At 66.0% G+C, this 20838-nt stretch carries 24 protein-coding genes; 8 read left to right on the top strand and 16 right to left on the bottom strand.

The features are described from left to right. Nucleotides 1–8: 8 nt before the first annotated feature. The 8 genes from AC1DE3_RS26580 to acnA all read right to left on the bottom strand — a co-directional run bounded on the left by AC1DE3_RS26580 (nucleotide 9) and on the right by acnA (nucleotide 7583). Nucleotides 9–293, bottom strand: coding sequence for a type II toxin-antitoxin system RelE/ParE family toxin (locus AC1DE3_RS26580; RefSeq protein WP_441514286.1), 285 nt, complete (start codon nucleotides 291–293; stop codon nucleotides 9–11). Beyond that, nucleotides 290–541, bottom strand: coding sequence for a CopG family ribbon-helix-helix protein (locus tag AC1DE3_RS26575; RefSeq protein ID WP_441514287.1), 252 nt, complete (start codon nucleotides 539–541; stop codon nucleotides 290–292). Before AC1DE3_RS26575 ends, AC1DE3_RS26580 begins: the two co-directional genes overlap by 4 nt. 55 nt (nucleotides 542–596) lie before the next feature. Continuing rightward, entirely contained in the window at nucleotides 597–1343 is a 747-nt protein-coding gene (locus AC1DE3_RS26570; RefSeq protein ID WP_476781032.1) for an SDR family oxidoreductase, read from the bottom strand. 13 nt (nucleotides 1344–1356) lie between these two features. Then, nucleotides 1357–2637 carry a beta-ketoacyl-ACP synthase gene (locus AC1DE3_RS26565; protein WP_476781031.1) on the bottom strand — a complete coding sequence of 427 codons (1281 nt, stop codon included), beginning with the start codon at nucleotides 2635–2637 and terminating at the stop codon, nucleotides 1357–1359. A 12-nt stretch (nucleotides 2638–2649) separates the two neighbouring features. Next, the gene (locus tag AC1DE3_RS26560; protein WP_476781030.1) at nucleotides 2650–3783 is read right to left on the bottom strand and encodes a beta-ketoacyl-ACP synthase; all 1134 of its coding nucleotides are present in this window, start codon (nucleotides 3781–3783) and stop codon (nucleotides 2650–2652) included. Next, a complete protein-coding gene (locus tag AC1DE3_RS26555) occupies nucleotides 3780–4244 on the bottom strand; it encodes a 3-hydroxyacyl-ACP dehydratase FabZ family protein (protein ID WP_441514310.1) in 465 nt (154 codons plus the stop codon). The genes AC1DE3_RS26560 and AC1DE3_RS26555 overlap by 4 nt, the downstream gene beginning before the upstream one ends. 153 nt (nucleotides 4245–4397) lie before the next feature. After that, the gene (locus AC1DE3_RS26550) at nucleotides 4398–4679 is read right to left on the bottom strand and encodes an acyl carrier protein (RefSeq protein ID WP_047580420.1); all 282 of its coding nucleotides are present in this window, start codon (nucleotides 4677–4679) and stop codon (nucleotides 4398–4400) included. A 204-nt stretch (nucleotides 4680–4883) separates the two neighbouring features. Further along, on the bottom strand, nucleotides 4884–7583 hold the full coding sequence (gene acnA, locus AC1DE3_RS26545) for an aconitate hydratase AcnA (protein ID WP_476781028.1): 2700 nt from the start codon (nucleotides 7581–7583) through the stop codon (nucleotides 4884–4886). Nucleotides 7584–7819: 236 nt separating this feature from the next. On the opposite strand from acnA, the gene ccmA reads away from it, so the two are divergent. Together ccmA and ccmB are read left to right on the top strand one after the other, a co-directional pair. Further along, a complete protein-coding gene (gene ccmA, locus AC1DE3_RS26540; RefSeq protein ID WP_476852936.1) occupies nucleotides 7820–8443 on the top strand; it encodes a heme ABC exporter ATP-binding protein CcmA in 624 nt (207 codons plus the stop codon). Then, nucleotides 8440–9108, top strand: coding sequence for a heme exporter protein CcmB (gene ccmB / locus AC1DE3_RS26535; protein WP_476781026.1), 669 nt, complete (start codon nucleotides 8440–8442; stop codon nucleotides 9106–9108). Before ccmA ends, ccmB begins: the two co-directional genes overlap by 4 nt. Here ccmB and AC1DE3_RS26530 read toward each other — a convergent pair. After that, nucleotides 9096–9338: a hypothetical protein gene (locus AC1DE3_RS26530; protein WP_441514294.1), complete on the bottom strand. Its 243-nt coding sequence runs from the start codon at nucleotides 9336–9338 to the stop codon at nucleotides 9096–9098. The two genes, ccmB and AC1DE3_RS26530, sit on opposite strands and share 13 nt — an antisense overlap. Nucleotides 9339–9644: 306 nt before the next feature. On the opposite strand from AC1DE3_RS26530, the gene AC1DE3_RS26525 reads away from it, so the two are divergent. The 3 genes from AC1DE3_RS26525 to AC1DE3_RS26515 are packed head-to-tail and all read left to right on the top strand — an operon-like array spanning nucleotide 9645 to nucleotide 11175. After that, nucleotides 9645–10403 (top strand): heme ABC transporter permease, encoded by a 759-nt coding sequence (locus AC1DE3_RS26525; protein WP_441514295.1) that lies wholly within the window; start codon nucleotides 9645–9647, stop codon nucleotides 10401–10403. Continuing rightward, nucleotides 10400–10585, top strand: a complete 186-nt coding sequence (gene ccmD, locus AC1DE3_RS26520) for a heme exporter protein CcmD (RefSeq protein WP_441514296.1) — start codon at nucleotides 10400–10402, stop codon at nucleotides 10583–10585. Before AC1DE3_RS26525 ends, ccmD begins: the two co-directional genes overlap by 4 nt. After that, entirely contained in the window at nucleotides 10582–11175 is a 594-nt protein-coding gene (locus AC1DE3_RS26515) for a DsbE family thiol:disulfide interchange protein (protein ID WP_441514297.1), read from the top strand. Before ccmD ends, AC1DE3_RS26515 begins: the two co-directional genes overlap by 4 nt. 85 nt (nucleotides 11176–11260) lie before the next feature. Here AC1DE3_RS26515 and purQ read toward each other — a convergent pair whose 3' ends face one another. The 4 genes from purQ to purC form a co-directional block, all read right to left on the bottom strand. Beyond that, a complete protein-coding gene (purQ, locus tag AC1DE3_RS26510) occupies nucleotides 11261–11956 on the bottom strand; it encodes a phosphoribosylformylglycinamidine synthase subunit PurQ (protein ID WP_476781025.1) in 696 nt (231 codons plus the stop codon). 3 nt (nucleotides 11957–11959) lie between these two features. Continuing rightward, nucleotides 11960–12202 carry a phosphoribosylformylglycinamidine synthase subunit PurS gene (purS, locus tag AC1DE3_RS26505; protein ID WP_441514299.1) on the bottom strand — a complete coding sequence of 81 codons (243 nt, stop codon included), beginning with the start codon at nucleotides 12200–12202 and terminating at the stop codon, nucleotides 11960–11962. 193 nt (nucleotides 12203–12395) lie between these two features. Continuing rightward, a complete protein-coding gene (locus AC1DE3_RS26500) occupies nucleotides 12396–12980 on the bottom strand; it encodes a hypothetical protein (protein ID WP_441514300.1) in 585 nt (194 codons plus the stop codon). A gap of 41 nt (nucleotides 12981–13021) precedes the next feature. Continuing rightward, on the bottom strand, nucleotides 13022–13816 hold the full coding sequence (gene purC, locus AC1DE3_RS26495) for a phosphoribosylaminoimidazolesuccinocarboxamide synthase (RefSeq protein WP_265056972.1): 795 nt from the start codon (nucleotides 13814–13816) through the stop codon (nucleotides 13022–13024). 318 nt (nucleotides 13817–14134) lie between these two features. Between purC and AC1DE3_RS26490 the strand changes: the two genes are divergently transcribed. Together AC1DE3_RS26490 and AC1DE3_RS26485 are read left to right on the top strand one after the other, a co-directional pair. After that, the gene (locus AC1DE3_RS26490; protein WP_441514301.1) at nucleotides 14135–14458 is read left to right on the top strand and encodes a DUF1476 domain-containing protein; all 324 of its coding nucleotides are present in this window, start codon (nucleotides 14135–14137) and stop codon (nucleotides 14456–14458) included. 133 nt (nucleotides 14459–14591) lie between these two features. Next, nucleotides 14592–15371: an HpcH/HpaI aldolase family protein gene (locus AC1DE3_RS26485; protein WP_441514302.1), complete on the top strand. Its 780-nt coding sequence runs from the start codon at nucleotides 14592–14594 to the stop codon at nucleotides 15369–15371. Nucleotides 15372–15470: 99 nt separating this feature from the next. Here the strand turns inward: AC1DE3_RS26485 and AC1DE3_RS26480 are convergent, their stop codons facing one another. Beyond that, on the bottom strand, nucleotides 15471–16115 hold the full coding sequence (locus AC1DE3_RS26480) for a DNA-3-methyladenine glycosylase family protein (RefSeq protein ID WP_476781051.1): 645 nt from the start codon (nucleotides 16113–16115) through the stop codon (nucleotides 15471–15473). 90 nt (nucleotides 16116–16205) lie between these two features. On the opposite strand from AC1DE3_RS26480, the gene gluQRS reads away from it, so the two are divergent. After that, nucleotides 16206–17102 carry a tRNA glutamyl-Q(34) synthetase GluQRS gene (gene gluQRS / locus AC1DE3_RS26475; protein WP_476781024.1) on the top strand — a complete coding sequence of 299 codons (897 nt, stop codon included), beginning with the start codon at nucleotides 16206–16208 and terminating at the stop codon, nucleotides 17100–17102. 3 nt (nucleotides 17103–17105) lie between these two features. Here gluQRS and AC1DE3_RS26470 read toward each other — a convergent pair whose 3' ends face one another. Next, nucleotides 17106–18023: an AEC family transporter gene (locus tag AC1DE3_RS26470; protein WP_476781023.1), complete on the bottom strand. Its 918-nt coding sequence runs from the start codon at nucleotides 18021–18023 to the stop codon at nucleotides 17106–17108. 114 nt (nucleotides 18024–18137) lie between these two features. After that, on the bottom strand, nucleotides 18138–20159 hold the full coding sequence (locus AC1DE3_RS26465) for a peptidoglycan DD-metalloendopeptidase family protein (protein WP_476852935.1): 2022 nt from the start codon (nucleotides 20157–20159) through the stop codon (nucleotides 18138–18140). Nucleotides 20160–20838 lie beyond the last annotated feature (679 nt).

The raw sequence follows: 20838 nt of genomic DNA, 5'->3' as shown, positions 1-20838 counted from the left end.
GAACTCTTTCAGATCTGATCCGGCCATTGCCGGGAGGTGTGCATGACAGCGAGGATTTCGACCCGGCCGTCGCGTACGCGGTAAGGAAGAATGTAGGGCGTGCCGGTCACAACAAGTTCGCGGCTCTCATCGACGCGCCCCGACCTGCCCATGTGAGGCTGCTCGCCGAGCTGGTTACCCGCCCTCCTGAGGCGGCGCACCAGGGCCAAAGCGGCGGAGGCGCTGATCGGCGCGACATAGTCGGCGATTTCATCAAGCTCGACCCGCGCTCGGGCCGTCCAGATGACTCTCATCGCCCGGCATCGATCATGGCTTGCAGTTTGGCTTCGATCGCGTCGAGCTCTTCCTCGGTCGCGAACTCGCCGCGATCCGCTTCGGCGATCCCTTCCTTGATTCTCGCGATCTGCCACGCGTTCAGCGCGACATAGTCCTCGATCGCCTTGGTCGCGAGCCAGCTCCGCGAGCGGTCGGTGTCGGCGGCGAGCGCGTCGAGCTTGGCCAAGGTCTCGTCGTCGAGGCGAATGGTGAAGGCAGCCGTCATGTCGGTTCACTCCGGTTCGAAGTGAACCCTATCATGAGATGCCGTTTCGGTCGATTCAGCGATGAACGCCAAGCTGGGCGGTCAGTCCGCCGTCGATCGGCAGCACCGTGCCGCTGATATAGGCGGCGGGCTCGCTCATCAGGAAGGCGGCGAGGCCCGCAACCTCTTCGGGCTTGGCGAAGCGCCCGGCCGGGATCTGCGCCTGCATCTTGTCGCGATAGGCGGCGTAGGGCGCCATCATGTCGGTGTCGACGAAGCCCGGCGCGATGATGTTGACGGTGACGCCGCGCTTGCCGGTCTCCACCGCCAGGGTCTTGGCGTAAGAAATCAACGCACCCTTGGAGGCAGCATAGGCTGCGTTGCCCGGATTGCCACGCAGCGCCGCTACCGAGCCGATGGCGACGATGCGGCCCGCCCTCGCGCGGATCATGTTGCGCATCAGGCTCTTGGCGATGCGGGTGAAGGCCCAGAAATTGACCTGCATCGCCGCTTCCGCCTTGTCCTGCGCCATCATCGCGGCGAGGGAATCATAGGGCTGGCCGGCGTTGTGGACGAGGCCGAAATAGCTCTCGCCCTCGCGCGCTTCACAGAACGCGTCGAGTGCGGCCTTGTCGGAGAGGTCGAGCGGCAGCGCCTTCACGGCTCGGCCGGGATGGGCGGCGGCGATCTCCTCCGCCAGCGCCTTCGCCTGCTCGGCCGAGGAGCGGAAGGTGAAATCGACATCGTGGCCGGCCGCGGCGAGCGCGCGCACGATCGCGGCGCCGACGCCCTTGGCGCCGCCGGTGACGAGAACTTTTGTCATGAGAGAGCCTGGGTCATGCCGCCTCCGGAGGCGCCGTAAGCACGAGGCAGGTGTTCTGGCCGCCGAAGCCGAAGGAGTTGGAGAGAACCGTCTTCACCTTGGCCTTGCGGGCCTCGTTGGGCACGACATCCAGCGCGATGGCGGGGTCGGGGTTCGCGTAGTTGATCGTCGGCGGGATCGTGCCATTGGCGATGGTCAGGAACGAGATCACCGCCTCGACCGCGCCAGCCGCCGTCAGCGTGTGGCCGATCATGGACTTGTTCGAGGAGATCGGCAGCTCGGCCATGCGCTCGCCGAAGACGGCGGCGCAGCTCATCGCCTCCATCTTGTCGTTTTCGGGCGTCGAGGTGCCGTGGGCGTTGATGTAATCGACGTCATCGGGCGTCAGCCCGGCATCGGCCAGCGCATCCCGCATGGCGAGGATGGCGGGCTTGCCGTCCGGGCTGGAGCGGGTGCGATGGAAGCCGTCGCCGCGCTCGCCGCAACCGGCGACGATGCCGAGGATGGTGGCGCCGCGCGCCAGAGCATGGTCGTAATCCTCCAGCACCAGTGCACCGGCGCCCTCGCCCATGACGAAGCCGTCGCGGTTCTTCGAGAAGGGCTTGGCGGCGCCTTCCGGCGGGTCATTCTGGGTCGAAAGGGCCGAGAGCAGCGAGAAGCGGATCAGCGCTTCCGCATGGATCGAGCCGTCGGTGCCGATGCAGAGCGCAGTTTCAGTCTCGCCGCGGCGGATGGCCTCGACGCCCATCTGAATCGCGGTCGCCCCAGAGGAGCAGGCCGTCGAGAGCGAGATCGGCGAACCCTTGGTGCCGAAGCGGTCGGCGATATGGTCGGCGACACCACCGAAGACGAAGAGTTCGTGCATGGGCGCGAATTTGCGGGTCGCGGCAGCACGCAGCAGGGCGTCATAGTCGACCTCGCCATCGACGGTCTCGGCGAGTTCCTGCTTCTGCGGCCATTCCATCTCGACGGGTGGGACCGCCATGAACAGCTCGCCGGGAAATTCGCCGTCCTGGCCGAGGCCGCTCTGGCCGACAGCTTCCTCGGCAGCCAGCGTCGCAAGCTTCTCGGAGAGTTGCGGCGCGGTGAAGGGACCGTCGAACAGGAAATCGACGGTGCCGCCGATGGTGGTGCGCAGCCCTTCGGTCGGGAAGCGCTCGATGCGGTGGATGCCGGATTTGCCGGCGGTCAGAGCCTGCCAGTTGGCGTCCTTGCCCTGGCCCAGTGACGTCACGACACCGAGGCCGGTGACGGCGACGAGCGGGCGGCCCTTGGCATCACGATGCGTGGTCATGGCTTCAATCTCTCACGCTTGGACCAGATGCGCGGCGCCTTCGCCACGCCAGTGGCCGGCGCCGGTGACGATCGCCTCTTTCGCCTGCCCCGCCGACAGGGCGATTGCCGCCAACGCCACGGAAACAGGGAAGGCGGCCTCGACGCCATGGCCGACGAGATCGCCGACGGCGATGCGCTTGGCGGAAGGGGCGGCCGCCTGCAAGGCAGCGGCCTCCTCGGCGGTGATGCCGGCGCAGCCGGTCGCGGCGGAGATGGCGAGGCTGTCCGGGCCGATCGCGCCGAAGGCACTTACGAGCTTCGTCAAGGCGGATTCGACGGTGCCCGGCGCGCGGCGGCTGCGGGCGGCGCCGGCATGGCCGAGCCGGGCGTGTATCTTGGCGTCCCGCGCGGCGGCGCGCTCGGCCGATTCCAGCACGAGGAAGGCGCCGGCGCTGCCGGTGATCAGGCCCGGCGCCTCCTCGCGCTCGAACACGGGCGCGAAGTTGTTGCGGCGGAGATAGCCACCGAGTTCGAAGAGCAGCAGCATGTCACGGCGCTCGGCATTGTAGGCGCCGCCGACGAGCATCAGGTCGGACTGGCCGGAGGCGATGCGGGCATGCGCCGTGCGGATCGCGTCGACGCCGGCCTGTTCCTCGCCCATGAACGTGCGCGACGGACCGGTGATGCCATGGACGATGCCGATGTTGCCGGCGAGCAGGTTGGAGAGCTGGGCCAGGAAGAGCGTGGGCCTGAGATCGCTCATCAGGTGCTCGTTGAGATAGGCGCCCGGCTCGTTCGCGCCGCGCAGACCGCTGAGGATGGCGGAATCGACGGCGTGGTCGCGCTCGCCGCCGCCGGCCGCGACGATGACCTGCAGGGCGCTCTTGGCCTCGGCATCCTCCTTCAGCCCCGCCGAGTCGAGGGCGAGCCCGGCGGCATAGACGCCGAGGCGCTGCCAGGGCTCCATCTGGCGCTGGTCGGATTTCTTCGGGATCTGCTTGTCCAGCTCCAGCGCCATCAGCGGGTGGACCGGATAAGGTTTGAAAGTCTCGGTGTCGACGACCGGCGGACCGCCGGCTGCGAGCGCTGCAGCATGAGCTTCGACGCCTTCGCCCAGGCTGGAGGCGATGCCGATGCCGGTGATGACCACGTCGCGGCGGTTCATGGGGCAGGCTCCGGCGTCAGGCCGATGGCTTCGATGCGGCTAAGCATCAGCGTGCGCATATCGGCGGGAAAGGGCATCAGGCGGAAGCGGAGCTCGGCATCGCAGATCGGCTTGCCGCCGCTGGTCAGCTTCGCTTTGGTTGCCGCATAGCCCGAGCCTTCGATGATGAGTTCGGCGCTGGCTTCCAGCTCCGTGTTCGGCTCGACGAAGGTGCGGAAGCGCGCCTTGTCGACCGTCATCAGGAACGGCATCTGGCTGAGCCCGTTGAGGCCAAGCAGCAGATAGCCCGAGGCCTGCGCCATGGTTTCCGTCAGCAGGACGCCGGGCACCAGCGGGTGGCCCGGAAAGTGGCCCTCGAAGACCGGGCTTTCCGCGGGGACGGTGGAGCGCGTGACGATGCGCTTCTGCGACGGATCGAAGGTCACGACCCGGTCGATCATGTCGAAATATTCGAGGCGCATGCGATCCTTGGTCTGCTGGGCGCCAGAACGGCGCAAGGCCGCAGCACGGATCAGCTGATCCGCGCGACGGCCCCTATGCTCTATCGGGAGCGACGCTTCGGCTCAAGCCCGGCAAGCCTGCTGGCTCCGACCGAGGCTTTCACGCTTTCGTCGTCACGCCTTCTTGGCGGCGACGAGGTCGTCGATGCGCTTGCAGAGGTTCTCCAGCACGAAATACTGCTCGGCCGGGGCTTTGCCCTCGTTGACTTCCTGCGTCCACTGTTCGAGCGGCAGTTTGATGCCGAACGCCTTGTCGATCGCGAAGGCGATGTCGAGGAAGGCGAGGGAATCGATGCCGAGGTCTTCGATCGCGTGGCTCTGCGGTGTAATCTTCTCGCGCGGAATATCGCAGGTTTCGGAAATGATGCCGGCGACCGTCTCGAACGTGGCGGACATGCTGCGGGTGCTCCCGTCTGTTGTCGGTGATGGCGGACGACATCCGAGCGCGGGATTGTCGCCTGCGCTTGCCCCTAGTCGCCACCGAGGATGACTGAAATGCCCCCTTACACTGCGGCGGGCGCGAGGACAACCGGGGCCGGCCCTCAATGCATCATGGCCGGCTTGCGCCGGCCATGACCTGCTTCGGTGCTGCTATCCAGCTCAGGCGGCGAGGCCGCGCAGGACGTAGTGCAGGATGCCGGCGTTCTTGAAGTAGTCGATCTCGTCCAGCGTATCGATGCGGCAGAGGATCGGCACCTTCTTCACCGTGCCGTCGGCATAGGTGATCTCGGCTTCCATCATCTGGCGCGGCTTGACGTTGGCCAGGCCCTTGATGCTGACGAGCTCATCGCCCTTGAGGTCGAGCGAGGCCCAGCTGGTGCCTTCCGCCAGTGTGAAGGGCACGACGCCCATGCCGACCAGATTCGAGCGGTGGATGCGCTCGAAGCTCTGGGCGATCACCGCCTTGACGCCGAGCAGGTTCGTGCCCTTCGCGGCCCAGTCGCGCGAGGAGCCGTTGCCGTATTCGACGCCGGCGAAGATGACGAGCGGGACGTTCTCCTGCTTGTACTTCATTGCCGCGTCATAGATCGGCAGCTCTTCCTTCGACGGGTAGTGGATGGTGTAGCCGCCCTCGCGGCCGTTCGGGCCGAGCATGTGGTTGCGGATGCGGATGTTGGCGAAGGTGCCCCGCATCATCACCTCATGGTTGCCGCGGCGCGTGCCGTACTGGTTGAAGTCGGCGACCGCGACGCCGTTCTCCGTCAGATACTGACCGGCGGGCGAAGCAGCCTTGATCGAACCGGCCGGGGAGATGTGGTCGGTGGTGATCTTGTCGCCGAACAGGCCGAGTATGCGGGCACCGGCGATGTCGGTGACGGGGTCCGGCTTCTGGTGCATGCCCTGGAAATAGGGCGGGTTCTGCACATAGGTCGAATCATCGTCCCAGGCATAGGTCTCGCTCTTGGGCGCGTCGACCGCCTGCCAATGGGCATCGCCCTTGAAGACGTCGGCGTATTTGGCCTCGAAGATCGCGCGGGTGACGTTCTGCTGGATGAAGTCCTGGATCTCCTTGTTGGAGGGCCAGATGTCCTTCAGATAGACGTCCTTGCCGTCCGAGCCCTGTCCCAGCGGCTGCGTCGTCAGGTCCATCTGGACCGAACCGGCGAGCGCGTAGGCGACGACCAGCGGCGGCGATGCCAGGTAGTTCGCCTGCACGTCCGGCGAGACGCGGCCCTCAAAGTTGCGGTTGCCGGAGATGACGGCGCCGGCAATCAGGCCCTTCTCGTTGATCGTCTTGGAGATCGGCGCCGGCAGCGGGCCGGAATTGCCGATGCAGGTGGTGCAGCCGAAGCCGACCAGATTGAAGCCGAGCGCGTCGAGATCGCCTTGCAGGCCGGCCTTGGCCAGATACTCCGCCACGACCTGCGATCCCGGCGCCAGCGAGGTCTTCACCCAGGGCTTGACCTTGAGGCCCTTGGCGACCGCATTGCGGGCGAGCAGGCCGGCCGCCATCAGCACCGAGGGGTTCGAGGTGTTGGTGCAGGAGGTGATGGCTGCGATGACGACGTCGCCATGGCCGAGATCGAAGTCCTCACCCTCGACCTCGACGCGGCGCGAGAGTTCGCCGCCCTTCTTGTAGTCGGTCTCCATCGCGGCGGCGAAGCCGGCCTTGACGGCGGAGAGATCGACGCGCCCTTCGGGGCGCTTCGGACCGGCCATCGAGGGCTGGACCGTCGAAAGATCGAGCTCGAGCGTGTCGGTGAAGACCGGATCGGCGGTTTCGCGGGTAGCGAAGAGGCCTTGCGCCTTGCTGTAGGCCTCGACCAGCGCGATGCGCTCCGACTTGCGGCCGGTGGTGGTGAGATAGTCCAGCGTCTCTGCATCGACCGGGAAGAAGCCGCAGGTCGCGCCATATTCCGGGCCCATATTCGCGATGGTCGCGCGGTCGGCCAGCGTCAGGTTGTAGAGGCCGGGGCCGAAGAACTCGACGAACTTGCCGACGACGCCCTTCTTGCGCAGCATCTGGGTGACGGTCAGCACGAGGTCGGTGGCGGTGATGCCTTCCTTGAGTGCGCCGGTCAGCTTGAAGCCGATCACCTCCGGCAGCAGCATCGACTGCGGCTGGCCGAGCATCGCGGCTTCCGCCTCGATGCCGCCGACGCCCCAGCCGAGCACGGCGAGGCCGTTGACCATGGTGGTGTGCGAATCGGTGCCGACGAGCGTGTCGGGATAGGCGACCTCGACCTCGACGCCGTCGATCGTCTCGTTACAGGTCCAGACGGTCTGGGCGAGGTATTCGAGATTGACCTGGTGGCAGATGCCGGTGCCRGGCGGCACGACGCGGAAATTGTCGAAGGCGCCCTGGCCCCATTTCAGGAACTTGTAGCGCTCGGCGTTGCGCTCATATTCCAGCTCGACGTTCTTGGCGAAGGCCTTGGGCGAACCGAACTCGTCGACGATGACGGAGTGGTCGATGACCAGATCGACCGGAACCAGCGGATTGATCTTCTGCGCATCGCCGCCGAGCGCCTTGACGCCATCGCGCATCGCGGCGAGGTCGACGACCGCCGGAACGCCGGTGAAGTCCTGCATCAGCACGCGGGCCGGGCGGAAGCCGATCTCCTTGCCGGCCTTGCCCTTGTCGTCGAGCCAGCCGACGAAATTCTCGATGTCGGTCTTGGTGACCGAGCGGCCGTCCTCGAAGCGCAGCAGGTTCTCGAGCAGCACCTTCATCGAGAAGGGCAGCTTCGAAATGCCGGGCAGGCCGTTTTTCTCGGCATCGGGGAGGGAATAATAGGTGTAGGTCTTGCCGCCGGCGGTGAGCGTCTTGCGGGCTTTGAAGGAGTCGAGCGAGGCCATGTCGGGCTTGATCCTGATCAAGGGGTTGCGGTCACGACCGGCAAGTCTTCAAGGGTTTCTGCCCTTGCGGACGGCGCCGTTCGAAGGCCTAATGCGCATGACGCGCGCGCCGCCTCGGGAGTGCCCGAGCCCCGCGCCGGATCGGCGTGCGGCGTAGCCGCGGGTTCTATAGAGCAATTCCAAGAAGCGCGCTAGATGAACGAGATGTGGTCGAACCTATCGTCGGCAGCGCTGCCTTGACTCAAATTTCATTCCCGCCGACGCGCCTCTTCGCCGAGAATCTCGCCTGCCGCCGCGGTGGCAGGCTGATCTTCGAAGCGCTGAGCTTCGACCTCGGATCCGGCGAGGCGATCGCCCTGACCGGTCGCAACGGCGCCGGCAAGTCGAGCCTCCTCGCCATGCTGTGCGGCCGGCTGCAGCCGGATGGCGGCGTGATCCGGCTCGGAGGGGGCGAGGATGACGCCCATCTTGCCGAGGTTTCGCATCTGGTCGGTCATCGCGACGGGCTGAAGACGGCGCTGACAGCGCGGGAAAATCTTACCTTTGCGCAGTCCATCCTCGGTGATGCCGCTCTCTCACCGGAAGGCGCGCTGGCTGTGGTCGGGCTTGCCCATGCAGCGGAACTGCCGGTGGGCTACCTCTCGGCCGGGCAGAGGCGGCGGGTGGCGCTGGCGCGCCTCCTGGTTTCGCGCCGTCCCTATTGGCTGCTCGACGAGCCGATGTCGGCGCTCGATACCGCCTCCCAGGCCATGCTCGCCGGGCTGATGCGCGATCATCTAGTGGCGGGCGGCGCGATCCTCGCTGCGACGCATGGCCCTCTCGGTCTCGGTGGGGCACGCGAACTCAGGATCGGGCCATGAGCCGGGCTTTCATCGCGATCCTGAAGCGGGATCTCGCCCTGGCGTCGCGCGCCGGTGGCGGAGGAGAATTGGCGCTCGTCTTCTTCCTCACGCTCGTCGTGCTCGTGCCGTTCGCGCTCGGGCCGGATCTCAACCTGCTCTCGCGGATCGGCCCCGCAATCCTGTGGCTCGGCGCGCTCCTTTCGGTGCTGATAGGGCTCGACCGGTTGTTCCAGAGCGATGAGGAGGACGGCTCGCTCGATCTGATCCGGGCTTCGCGCCTGCCGCTCGAACTCGCCGTGCTGGCCAAGGGGCTGGCGCATTGGCTGACGACCGGCCTGCCGCTGGCGCTGGTTTCGCCGCTGCTCGGCCTGCTGGTGGCGTTGCCGGGCGAGGGCGTGCTGCCACTGGTCGCGACGCTGCTGGTCGGCACGCCGGCGCTCAGCTTTATCGGGGCGGGCGGAGCGGCTCTGGCGGCGAGCATCAAGCGCGGTGGGCTGATCGTGCCGGTGCTGGTCGCGCCGCTGACGGTGCCGGTGTTGATTTTCGGGGTTTCGGCCGCCAATGCGGCCGTTGGCGGCACGGTGCCGTTCCTGACACCGTTCCTGATTCTGTGTGCGATCTCGCTGGCAGCCATCGTCGTGGGGACGATCGCCGCGGCCGCGGCCCTGCGTCAGGCCGATTGAATGCTGCCGCCTCTGGCTCCGCCGAGCTCGACCGCACAGCCGCATTGCGCGGCGAGGCGCGCGACCGTGGCGACAATAGCGTCGAGATCGACCTCGCCGGTGTCGTGCCGGCTGCGAATCTCTTCGGCTGTGGCGTATAGATCGATGACGAGGGACTGGCTGGCTTTCGAGCGGATCGCCTGCTCGACTTCGCGCTGGACCTCGTCGGATAGCTGAAGCCGCATCTTCATCCCCCGCATCCAGAAAGGCAGGCTAGAGGATCGGTCTGGGGCTTGCAAGCAGCGAGGGCAAAAACTGCAACCGCTTCAATGCGATAACTATTAGCCGGCATCGGTCAACGGGCACCTCTCAAGGCACAATTCTGGGCACGATCGGAATTCCGCCGGTTCGACAAGGGTTTGGATCGAGGGGCGCCACCGCTCACACGCGCAGCTTCGTGATGTCGCAGCCGGGCTCGGGCGCATTGCTTGGAACGGGTCGAGATTGCTAAAAGCTCCGATCATGGCACCTGCGCCCCGGATGACCCCGCCAGAACGATGGCCAGCCTGATCGACCTCGCCAATCCGACGCGCTTCATGCGCTTTTCGGCCGTGCTGCTGCCCTGGCTGGCGGCCGCGGCCGCGCTGCTCATCGTCGCCGGCCTCTATCTCGCCTGGCAGGCACCGGCAGATTACCAGCAAGGCGAGACGATCCGGATCATGTTCATCCATGTCCCGGCCGCCTGGCTCGCCATGATGTTCTACTCGATGATGGCGCTCTCGGCGCTTGGCACATTGGTCTGGCGCCATCCTCTGGCCGATGTCGCCCAGAAGGCGGCGGCACCGGTCGGGGCCTGCTTCGCGCTGGTCTGCCTGATCACCGGCGCGCTCTGGGGCAAGCCGATGTGGGGCACCTACTGGGTGTGGGACGCGCGGCTGACCTCGGTGCTGGTGCTGCTGCTGATCTATCTCGGCATCATCGCGCTCTGGCGCGTGCTGGACGAGCCGTCGCGGGCGGCGCGTGCCGTGGCGATCCTCACCCTCGTCGGCTTCGTCAACGTGCCGATCATCAAGTTCTCGGTCGACTGGTGGAACACGCTGCACCAACCGGCTTCGGTGCTCCGCATGGGGGGGCCGACGATCCACCCATCCATGCTCTGGCCGCTGCTGATCCTGGCCGTTGGATTCACGCTCTTCGCCCTCGCGCTACATATGCTGGCGATGCGGGCCGAGATCATGCGCCGGCGGGTGCGGACGCTGACGATCCTGGAAGCAGAGCGGCTCGACAGACTCGCGGTGCAGGGATTGCCGGCATGAACGTGCTTGTCGAAAGCATCGGCCCGCATGCCGGCTTCATCCTCGCCGCTTACGCGGCGGCTGCGCTCATCCTGATCGGGCTGACGCTCGCGACCCTGCGCGATCACCGCGCCCAGAAGCAGGCGCTCGATGCGCTGGAGCGTCGCGGCGCCGGCCGCCGCTCTGGCCGGGAGACGTCATGAGCCAGATCGAAACCGCGCCGCGGCGGCGTTCACCGCTGCTTTTCCTGGTGCCGCTGATGATCTTTGGCGCGCTCGCCATCATCTTCGGCATCGGGCTGTTTTCGGGCGATACGAGCAAGGTGCCGTCGGCGCTGATAGGCCGCCTCGCGCCGGCGATCACGCTCGCGCCGCTGGAAGGGCTGCAGCGCGACGGCCAGCCGGTTCCGGCTTTCGGCAATGCCGATCTCGCTGGCGGACGGACGACGCTGGTCAATGTCTTTGCGAGCTGGTGTGCGCCCTGCCGGGTCGAGCATCCCGTGCTGATGGGCCTTGCCGAGACCGATGCGGTGAAGCAGGGCAAGGTCGCGCTGGTCGGGATGAACTACAAGGACGAGGCCGAGAATGCTCGCCGGTTCCTCGGCGCGCTCGGCAATCCGTTCTCCGCCGTCGGTGTCGATCGCGCCGGTCGGTCGGCGATCGAGTGGGGCGTCTATGGCGTGCCCGAGACCTTCGTCATCGGGCCGGACGGGCACATCCTTGAGAAACATGTCGGCCCGCTCGATCAGCAGGCCGCAGCCAAGCTGCTGCAGCGGGCGCTGAAGGCGCGGTGACCCGAGCGTCTGCTGCCGACAAGGGCGTTCTATCCTGAAAGAGATTCTCGGGTCTGCGCTGCGCTTCGCCCGAGAATGACGCGCTTCAGGCCGCGCGCTTGGAACCGACGAGGCTTTCGAACAGGCCGCGTCCATCGGTGCCGCCGACCAGCGAATCGATCAGGTTCTCCGGATGCGGCATCAGGCCGAGAACGTTGAAGCCGGGCGAATAGATGCCCGCGATGTTGTTGAGCGAGCCGTTCGGATTGGCTTCGGGCGTGACATTTCCCTGCGCATCCGCATAGCGGAAGGCGACGAGGCCTTCGCCTTCGAGGCGGGCCAGCGTCTGCGCGTCGGCGATATAGTTGCCCTCGCCATGAGCAATGCAGACGTCGATCGCCTGCCCCTGCGCATAGGCGCGAGTGTAGGGCGTGTCGCTGCGCTCGACCTTGAGGTGCTGGCGCTTGCAGACGAACTTCAGATTGGCGTTGCGCACGAGGATGCCGGGCAGGAGCCCGGCTTCGCAGGCGATCTGGAAGCCGTTGCAGATGCCGAGGACATAGCCGCCGCGGGCGGCATGCGCGCGAGTTGCGTCCATGATGTGGGCGCGGCCGGCGATGGCGCCGGTGCGCAGATAGTCACCATAGGAGAAGCCGCCCGGCAGCACGACGAGATCGATACCCTCAGGCAGCTCGGTATCGCCATGCCAGACATGGGTGACTTCGGCGCCGGCCTGCTTCAGCGCCTTGGCGACGTCGCCGTCACGGTTGGAGCCCGGAAAGGTGATGACGGCGGCCTTCATGGGTCAGGCTCCGATCTCGACGCGGTAGTTCTCGATCACCGTATTGGCGAGCAGCTTCTCGCAGGCGGCTTTGAGCGACGCTTCGGCCGCCGCCTTGTCGGAGCCGGCGAGCTCGATGTCGAAAACCTTGCCCTGGCGCACGGAGCCGACGCCGTCGATGCCGAGCGACTTCAGGGCGCCTTCGATCGCCTTGCCCTGCGGATCGAGCACGCCGTTCTTCAGGGTGACGGTGACGCGGGCTTTCATGAGGTTCTCCGGACGAGATTTGTTGCGGGTGCCTTAGAGCATGTTCCGCAAAAGTGGAAACCACTTTTGCGATCAGGACATGCTCAGCCTATTGGTTTTGCGCGAATTGCCTTCGTTCGGCTGATACCAGCCGAACGGAAAGCGCGCGGAAGAATCGCGGCCGGCTCAACCATTTCCCGCCGTTTCACGTGAATCAGCGGCTGCGCCAGGCGGCCTCGGCGTCCCGCCGCGCGGCTTCGGCCGTGTCGCTGACGCCAAGGGCCACCACGAGTCGGTTCGCTTCCCGGCCGTAGAGAATGGCGGTGACGGCCTGGCGCCCCGGCGTATCCAGCGAGCGGATCGTGACGAGGATGCCGCGTGCCTCGGCCGAATCGAAACGTGCGACATCGGTCGCGCTGCGGGGCGCCTTCGGCTCGGCATTCTTTTTCGGGTTCCGCTGTGCCTTGCGGCGTTCGGCGGCCTTCGCCGCCGCCTGCCGGGCGAAAGCTTCTCCGAGGCGTGCGGGGCTTTCAGAGAGAGCCCGTTCCATGTCGCGGGCCTGCTCACCTTCCAGCGCAATGACCGCGGCAAAACCCTGCTGGACGCAGGATTCGCGCGGACAGAAGACCATGGCGCGGGCTTCGAGGCCCTCGTTCAGCACCCAGGAGCCGATCGGCAGCCGGTGCCAGCCCGCCGATGCGGGCAGCTCGGCGATCCCGGCGCCGAACTGGTTTGCACAGCCGGCGAGCAGGAGAGCGCCGGCGGCGAAAAGGGCCGTGACATGAAAACGGGAGCGCATGCGCTCCCGTTTCGTAGGCGATAATGGCGGAGCGATGGCGCTCACTGCACCAGGCGCGGGCCGGTCGGGCCGGGATTCTCGTTCTCGCCCAAAATGCCGAGGCGGCGGGCGACCTCCGAATAGGCCTCGATCAGGCCGCCCATGTCACGGCGGAAGCGGTCCTTGTCCATCTTGTCCTTGGACTTGATGTCCCAGAGCCGGCAGGAATCCGGGCTGATCTCGTCGGCGACGACGATGCGCATCATCTCGCCTTCCCAGAGGCGGCCGGTCTCCATCTTGAAATCGACGAGGCGGATGCCGGCGCCGAGGAAGAGGCCGGAGAGGAAGTCATTGACGCGGATGGCCAGCGCCATGATGTCGTCGATCTCCTGCGGAGTCGCCCAGCCGAAGGCGGTGATGTGCTCTTCGGAGACCATCGGGTCACTGAGCGCATCGTTCTTGTAATAGAACTCGATGATCGAGCGCGGCAGCTGCGTGCCTTCCTCGAGACCCAGGCGGGTCGCGAGCGAGCCGGCGGCGATATTGCGCACGACGACTTCGAGCGGGATGATCTCGACCTCGCGGATCAGCTGCTCGCGCATGTTCAGCCGGCGGATGAAATGCGTGGGCACGCCGATGTCGTTCAGGTTGGAGAAGATGTGCTCGGAAATACGGTTGTTGAGCACGCCCTTGCCGTCGATCACTTCATGCTTCTTGGCATTGAAGGCGGTGGCGTCGTCCTTGAAATGCTGGATGAGCGTACCGGGCTCGGGTCCTTCATAGAGGACCTTCGCCTTGCCTTCGTAAATGCGACGGCGGCGATTCATGGGGATGTACCGTGGCTTGAGGAAATCCAAAGGTTGCCCTTCTCTGGACGCGATGAGGTCGCGGCGGGATCTTGGCCCCTGATCTTGTCGGTCCTGCCACAGCCCGGCGATCCGGTCGGGATCGATCTTCGAGCCGGCGCAGGCGCCAGTAGTGCACGGGATGCCCGAGGGCACCCATGCGCCTGCTATATGGAGCCTCCCGGCCGTAAACGCAACAAAACGCCTTTCGGCCGCGCAAGAAGGCTTAAGCGAGGCTGAATCGGAGCGATCAGGCTGGCTCTCGGCGCCCCGACATCCTATATGATCCAGCAGTGCTAATTCCCGCCCGCGAGAGGACATGGACGCCGCATGACGACCTTCGATCAGCGCAAGGACGCCTTCGAGAACAAGTTCGCCCATGACGAGGAGCTGCGCTTCAAGGCAACTGCCCGGCGCAACAAGCTGCTCGGGTTCTGGGCGGCGGAGAAGCTCGGCAAGAGCGGCGCGGACGCCGAGGCCTATGCCAAGTCCGTCGTCGTCGCCGATTTCGAGGAAGCCGGCGACGAGGATGTGGTTCGCAAGGTCAAGAACGATTTCGCGCTCGCCAACATCAATGCGTCCGACGCCGAGATCCGCCGCGTGATGACCGAGCTGTTCCTGAAGGCCGCCGAGGATATCCAGGCCGGGCGCTGACGCATCCCGGCAGACGCAGGACGTCTCTGAAACGGGCGCATGGGCGCCCGTTTGCATTTCCGGGCCGGCCGGGTCCAACGTGCGGAAGCCTCGCGCCGTCCAAAGTGCGGGCCTTGAAACGGATGAACGCACCATGGCCAAGCCCACCGTCCTCTCCTCCCTCGCCGATCGTTTCGCCAAGGGCGACAGCATCGTCTCGGCCTGGTGCGGGCTGCCCGATCCCTCGATTTCGGCGATTCTGGCGCAGGAGGATTTCGACGCGATCACGCTCGACATGCAGCATGGGCCGATCACGCTGGGCGAGGTCATCCGCGCGATCCCGCTGATCAATGCCGCGGGCAAGCCGGCGATCGCGCGCATTCCGGTCGGCGAATTCCAGAACGTCTCGAAGCTGTTCGATTCCGGCGTCTCCGGCGTCATCGCGCCGATGATCAACACCATGGAAGACGCGCGGCGCTTTGCGGCCTACGCCAAATATCCGCCGATGGGCGAGCGCAGCTGGGGCAGCTATGGCGGCCTCGGCGCCTCCGGTCTCGACCAGAACAGCTATCTCAAGGCCGCCAACGGGTTCTCACTGACATTCGCGATGATCGAGACGCGTGAGGCGATGGCGATCGTCGACGATATCCTGGCGCTGGACGGCATCGATGCGCTGTTCGTCGGTCCCTCCGACCTGTCGATCGCGCTGTCCGGCGGCGCGCAGGTCGATGCCACCGCCCGCGAAGTCGACGAGGCGCTGAAGCATGTCGTGGCGCGCGCTTCCGCCGTGAACAAGCCGGTCGCGCTCTATGCGGCGACGGCCGAGCGGGCCAGGCAAGGTCTCGCCATGGGCGCGCGCATGGTGACGGTGATGAGCGATTCGACGCTGCTGCGGGCGGCGGCGCAGACGGCGCTCAAGATCGTGCGCAGCTAGAGCCCGTCTGAAAGCTCCCGGCCCTCATGCTGAGGAGGCCCGCGAGGGCCGTCTCGAAGGATGGGGCTCGCGGAGCTGCCAAACGGCTTCTTGGCCAGTTCAGGCGTTGATGCCCTCGCGGCGCTTCAGGATGGCGTAGTAGGCCCAGAGCAGCCGCGCGGCGACGCCGCGCCATGGCCGCCAAGCCTCGGCCATAACCTGCAGCTCTGCCGCTTTCGGCCGCTCGGTGAGGCCGAAAGCGTGCCGGGCGGCTTCCTGGATCGCGAGATCGCCGGCGGCGAAGCCGTCGCGATGGCCAAGGCAGAACAGCAGATAGACATCGGCCGTCCAGGGGCCGATGCCGGAGATCGCGGTCATCTGCGTGTGGACCCCCTCAGGCGTCGCCTGTTCGAGGGCCTCGAAAACGAAACGTTTCTCGACGAGCGCCGCGGAAAGCGCCAGCAAGGTGCGCTGCTTCGGCCGCGATAGACCGGAAAGGCGCATGTCGTCGTCGGTGGCGGCGAGCATGCGCTCCGGCGTCAGCGGGACGAAGACGCTCTCGAAGCGATTCCAGACCGCGCGCGCGCTGGCGACCGACAATTGCTGTGAGACGATGATCGAGGCGAGGCCAACGAAACCGCCTTCGCGCAGCCTCAGTGGCGGCAGTCCGGTGCGCTCGACGATGGCTTGCCAATGCGGATGCAGGGCAGCCAGCGCAGCCATACCTTCTTCGAGATCGCTGTCGCAGGTGATTCGTTCGGTCATCGCATGAGCATTGATGAAGCAGGAGCCCGCCTGCGTCAGCAGCAGTGCTTGCTGCTTGGCGGGCAGCACCAGGCCTCCTAGACAAGAACGATGGCGTTCATACCACCCGATTCCCGCAAGCCGGTCTTCCGTTTCGCGCCAAGTCCGAACGGGCGGCTGCATCTCGGCCATGCGCTCTCGGCCTTGGCCAACGAGTCACTGGCCGAAAGGATCGGTGGGCGCCTTCTTCTGCGGATCGAGGATATCGACCTCACCCGCTCGCGGCCGGAGTTCGTCACGGGGATCGTCGCGGATCTCGATTGGCTCGGAATCCCGTTCGAACCGGATATCCGCAGGCAGTCCGAGCATTTCAACGATTACGCGGCGGCTCTCGGTGCCTTGCAGGAACGCGGGCTGGTCTATCCCTGCTTCTGCTCGCGGCAGGACATTCGCGCCGAGGTGGCTCAGCGCGAGGTCGAAACGGGGCGGCCCTGGCCAGTGGATCCCGATGGGGCACCGCTCTATCCCGGTCACTGCAGGACGCTTGAACCGGATGAGGCGACGCGGCGCATCACGGCCGGCGAGCCGCATGTGCTGCGTCTCGATATGGCCAAGGCTCTGGCGATCACCGGCAACGAGCTGAGCTATACGGTTTTCGACGGCGAAGGCGGTATCCGGATCGTCTCGGCCCGGCCCGAACGCTGGGGCGACGTCGTGCTTGCCCGCAAGGACGTGCCGACGAGCTATCATCTCGCCGTTGTCGTCGACGATGCCTTGCAGGACGTGACGCATGTCGTGCGCGGCCACGACCTCGAAGCAGCGACCGATATCCATGTCGTGCTCCAGCACCTGCTCGGGCTGCCGACGCCGCTCTATCATTTCCATCGCCTGGTGCTCGACGAGGACGGACGCAAGCTCGCCAAGAGCCGGCTCTCGGAGAGCCTGGCGGAACTCAGGGCGAAGGGGGCCCGCCCGGCCGATATTCGCCGGCAACTGGGCTTCGCTTGAGCCCTAGCCAACGCCGAGGAACGTCAACCAGGCAGCGGTCGTGAACAGCGAGAGCAAGGTCGAGAGCGTGATTGCGCTCGAGGCGTCGGCCACGCCCTGCCGGTAGCGTTCGGCGAAGAGATAGGCATTGATCCCGCAGGGGCACGCCGCAAACAGCACCGCGACGCCCGACCAATGGGGGGGCATGTCGAAGATTTTCGTCGCGAGCCAGTAGACCAGGAGCGGGTGCAGCCCGAGCTTCAATCCGCTCAGCACGGTCGGCAGGGCAAGCCCCGATTCCAGCCCGTAGCGACGCATGGCGATGCCGAGGCTGATCAACGCGCAGGGTACGGCAGCACCGGCGAGCAGATCGACCAGTGTCCAGGCCGGCTCCGGAATCTGGCAGACGAAGGGGCGCACGGCCGAGCCGAGCAGGATGCCGACGATGATCGGATGGGTGAAGAGCCGCTTGATCAATTGCGGAATCGAGGCGGAACGGCCTTCGGCCAGGAGCGTCGCCACGGTCATCGTGACGGGCAGGTGAATGGCGAGCAGCAGACCCAGCGGAACGGCGCCGGCGTCGCCGTAAGCCTTCAGGATCATCGGTACGCCGACGAAGACCGTGTTCGACTGGGCGGCGGCGAAGCCTGAAACCACCAGCTCCGGCCCTTTCCGGGCGAAGAACTTGCTCGCGATGAGCATGGCCAAGGCCCAGACCACGGCGAGCCCCGCGAAATAGGCGATCCAGTAGCCCCAGGGCTGGGTCGCGGGGATGTCGGCCTTGGCGAGCGTGCGGAACAGCAGGCAGGGAACCGCCAGCACGAAGACGAAATCCGACAGGCCTTCGCCGGTCGTCTCACGCAGCAGCCTCGACCAGCGCGCGAAATAGCCGAGGCCGATCAGCCCGAAGACGGGCAGGACGACGAGGAAAGAGGCGAGCATCGGCCGGGGACCCGCGTGACGAGAGAAAGCGCCTGTTCAGGCGGTGTCGCCTCGGGGCAGCTCTGTCAAGCGTCAGATGCCTATCGGCGCCCCAATCGCCGAGCCGTCATGCGTTCAGCGCAATTGAGCGATCGCTCCGCCCGCCTTCTCGATCAGCCCGCGAATTTCATCGCGCTGACGTTTGAATTCGGCGAGCATCGGCCCCTGCAATTCGCGCCCGCGCGGCACGCGAATCTTCAACGGATTGACGAAGTTTCCGTTGACCAGCACCTCGTAGTGCAAATGCGGTCCTGTGGAGAGGCCGGTCGAGCCGAGATAACCGATGACCTGGCCCTGGCGGACCTTGGCGCCCGGTACAATGCCGGAAGCGAAGTTCGATTGGTGCGAATAGGTGGTGACGTATCCGTTGGCGTGCTGGATCTCGGTGTGCTTGCCGTAGCCGGAAGACCAGCCGGCCTTGGTGACGACGCCATTGCCGGCGGCAAGGATCGGGGTGCCGATCCGATTGGCCCAGTCGATGCCGGTATGCATCTTCGAATAGCGCATGATCGGGTGGTAGCGCATGCCGAAGCCGGAGCGCAGCTCGCCGTCGGCAATCGGCTTGCGCAGCAGGAACTTCTTCAGCGACTTCCCTTCTTCGTCAAAATATTCGATCAGCCCATCTTCGGGGGACTGGTAGCGGAAGACCCGGCGGCTTTCACCGTTCACGGTCAGGGTTGCGGAGAGAATCTCGCCGCGCTCGCCCTCGTCATCCTCAGTGAAGATCACTTCCAGATTGTCGCCGGCATGGACGCGCTGCTGGAAGTCGAGATCATAAGAGAAAATCCGCACGAGCTCGTCGATCAGCGGGCGCGGCAGGTCGTGCCGCGCCCCGGTCTCGTAGAGGCTTTCATAGAGGCGGGCGCCGCCGGTGCCCTCATCTTCGTCCTCCTCCTCCGTCTCCTGCCGTTGCGGCCGCTGGAGGGCAAGATTCTGACGGGGCAGATCGACCGTGACGTAGGCGCCCTTGTCGTTCATCGCGATCGTGCCGTCCGGCTGTCCGTTGCTCAGCAGCGAGACTCGCATGATCTGGCGGCCGTCGCCCGGACGGGGGCCTGGTGCGTAGAGCACCTGCAGAACCTGGCCGTCGGGAAGGGCTGTCGTCCGAACCTTGCCGCCAAAGGCCGTCATCATCGCCCGGACCTGATCTGGCGTCGCGCCGGCGCCGCGCAGTGCCTGCTCGAAATTCTCGCCGCGCTTGGCCATCACCAGCTTGTCCTCGACAAGCGGCTCGCGGGAGGCAGGGATCGGCGTCTTCGGTGCGTTGGTCACGTTCTCCGGGACGACGCGAACCTCGATGCCGGAGAAGCGCGTATCTGTTGCCGGCGCATAGGCAAGGATGTCGCCGCTGCCGGCGGTCGCGCCGGTCAGGGTGCGGCTGAGCATCAGCTGTGGCGGAATCGGCAGGGCGCGCTGGCGGCCGGAGTTTGCCAGATTGGCACGCTCCTCTTCGACCTGGGAGATGATGTCGTTGTCGCTCAGCTGCGGCTTGCCGGCGGGGGTGACGATGTCGCCGAGGTCGCGTTTGACGATGGTGACGTCGGCGTCAGGCATGTCCTGGGCCGGCTCGGCATAGCGCTCTTCCGGCTGGCCGCCTTCCGCGAAAAGCCGCAGCGGATTGAAGGGCGGGATATTGCTCGCGTAGACGCCGGTGGTGAGGGAGAGGTCGGATGCCAGCCGCACGAAGGGGCGGACGCGGATGACTTCGCGGTTCCCGACCTTCTGCGACATCGGCGCCCTCAGCGTATGGCGCGCCGACATGATCGGCTGGTCGGCGACGAGCTTGTCGGCCTTGCGGGCCCCGCCGCCTTCACCCGCGGCCGACGAGCTACGCACGGCCACGGTTTCGGGCTGCTCCGGGTAGCTGGTGTCGCCACGCATCGCGACGAGTATCGCGGCACCAAGCAGCGCCGCGCCGCAAGAGCCGACGAGCGCGCAGGCGAAAAGCCATCGCAGCGAGACACCGCGCCGATCGAGCGGCTGCTGACGGGATTCGGCGGGCTGGATCGGCGGCTCGATCCCGAGATCGACCAGCAGAGCCGCAGCCTCGGGGGCAAGCGGTTCGACTGGCTGAGCGAACTCGGGATGGGCGTTCATATCGTGCGGGCTGCTTCTTGCGGGCGGTTCTGCGTGCGGGGTGCTGGATACCTCGGTGGCGTGCTCCGCCGCGGCGAAGAAGCCTTGAGCGCAATCTGACGAAAGCGCGCAAGACCATGCCCGTGCCGGAAGCGGGAATCAATCCGTCCAGCCATGGGCTGCCTCCTGTGCGGAGAGATTGCGGCTGTTTTGGGAAGCGCAGCGAATATGGTGCGACACAGCTCGCGCGTGAGCGCAAGCAAGCGCATTCGCGATGCCTTGTCACGATAGGCGGCCTCAGGACACGCCTGCTGGTTGTGGCCGCATGGGCCGGTCCGACTTTCACCTGGCGGCGGGAGGCGCTCTCGTTGTCGATCCGGACCGAGGCCGAAAGCCCGATGCTCGCGACACCGAAACAGGGCACGGTGGCGAGCCCCGGCCAGGTGTCCGAAAGGCCGCGAAAATGGTTCGTCTTGCGGGCTCGGAAAAAGAAATGCGCTCCGTCAAAAAAACTTCATGAGCGTGTTGACATGCGTTCTGGGGGTGGCCTATAAGCCACCCATCGAGACGGCGCCGCCGCTGAGCGGCGCCTCTTCTGCGCTTCCTAAGGACGCTGGGGCTGAGGCCGGTTCGCCGGGTGAAGTTCTGTCGGTTTTGTTGAAGCCCTGCTGTTTGAATTGAAAATTGAAGACAGAAAGAG

Source organism: Allobosea sp. 10L417, assembly GCF_056395485.1.
Note: the sequence above shows the minus strand (reverse complement) of the source record. Positions and strands in the feature narration are given on the sequence as shown.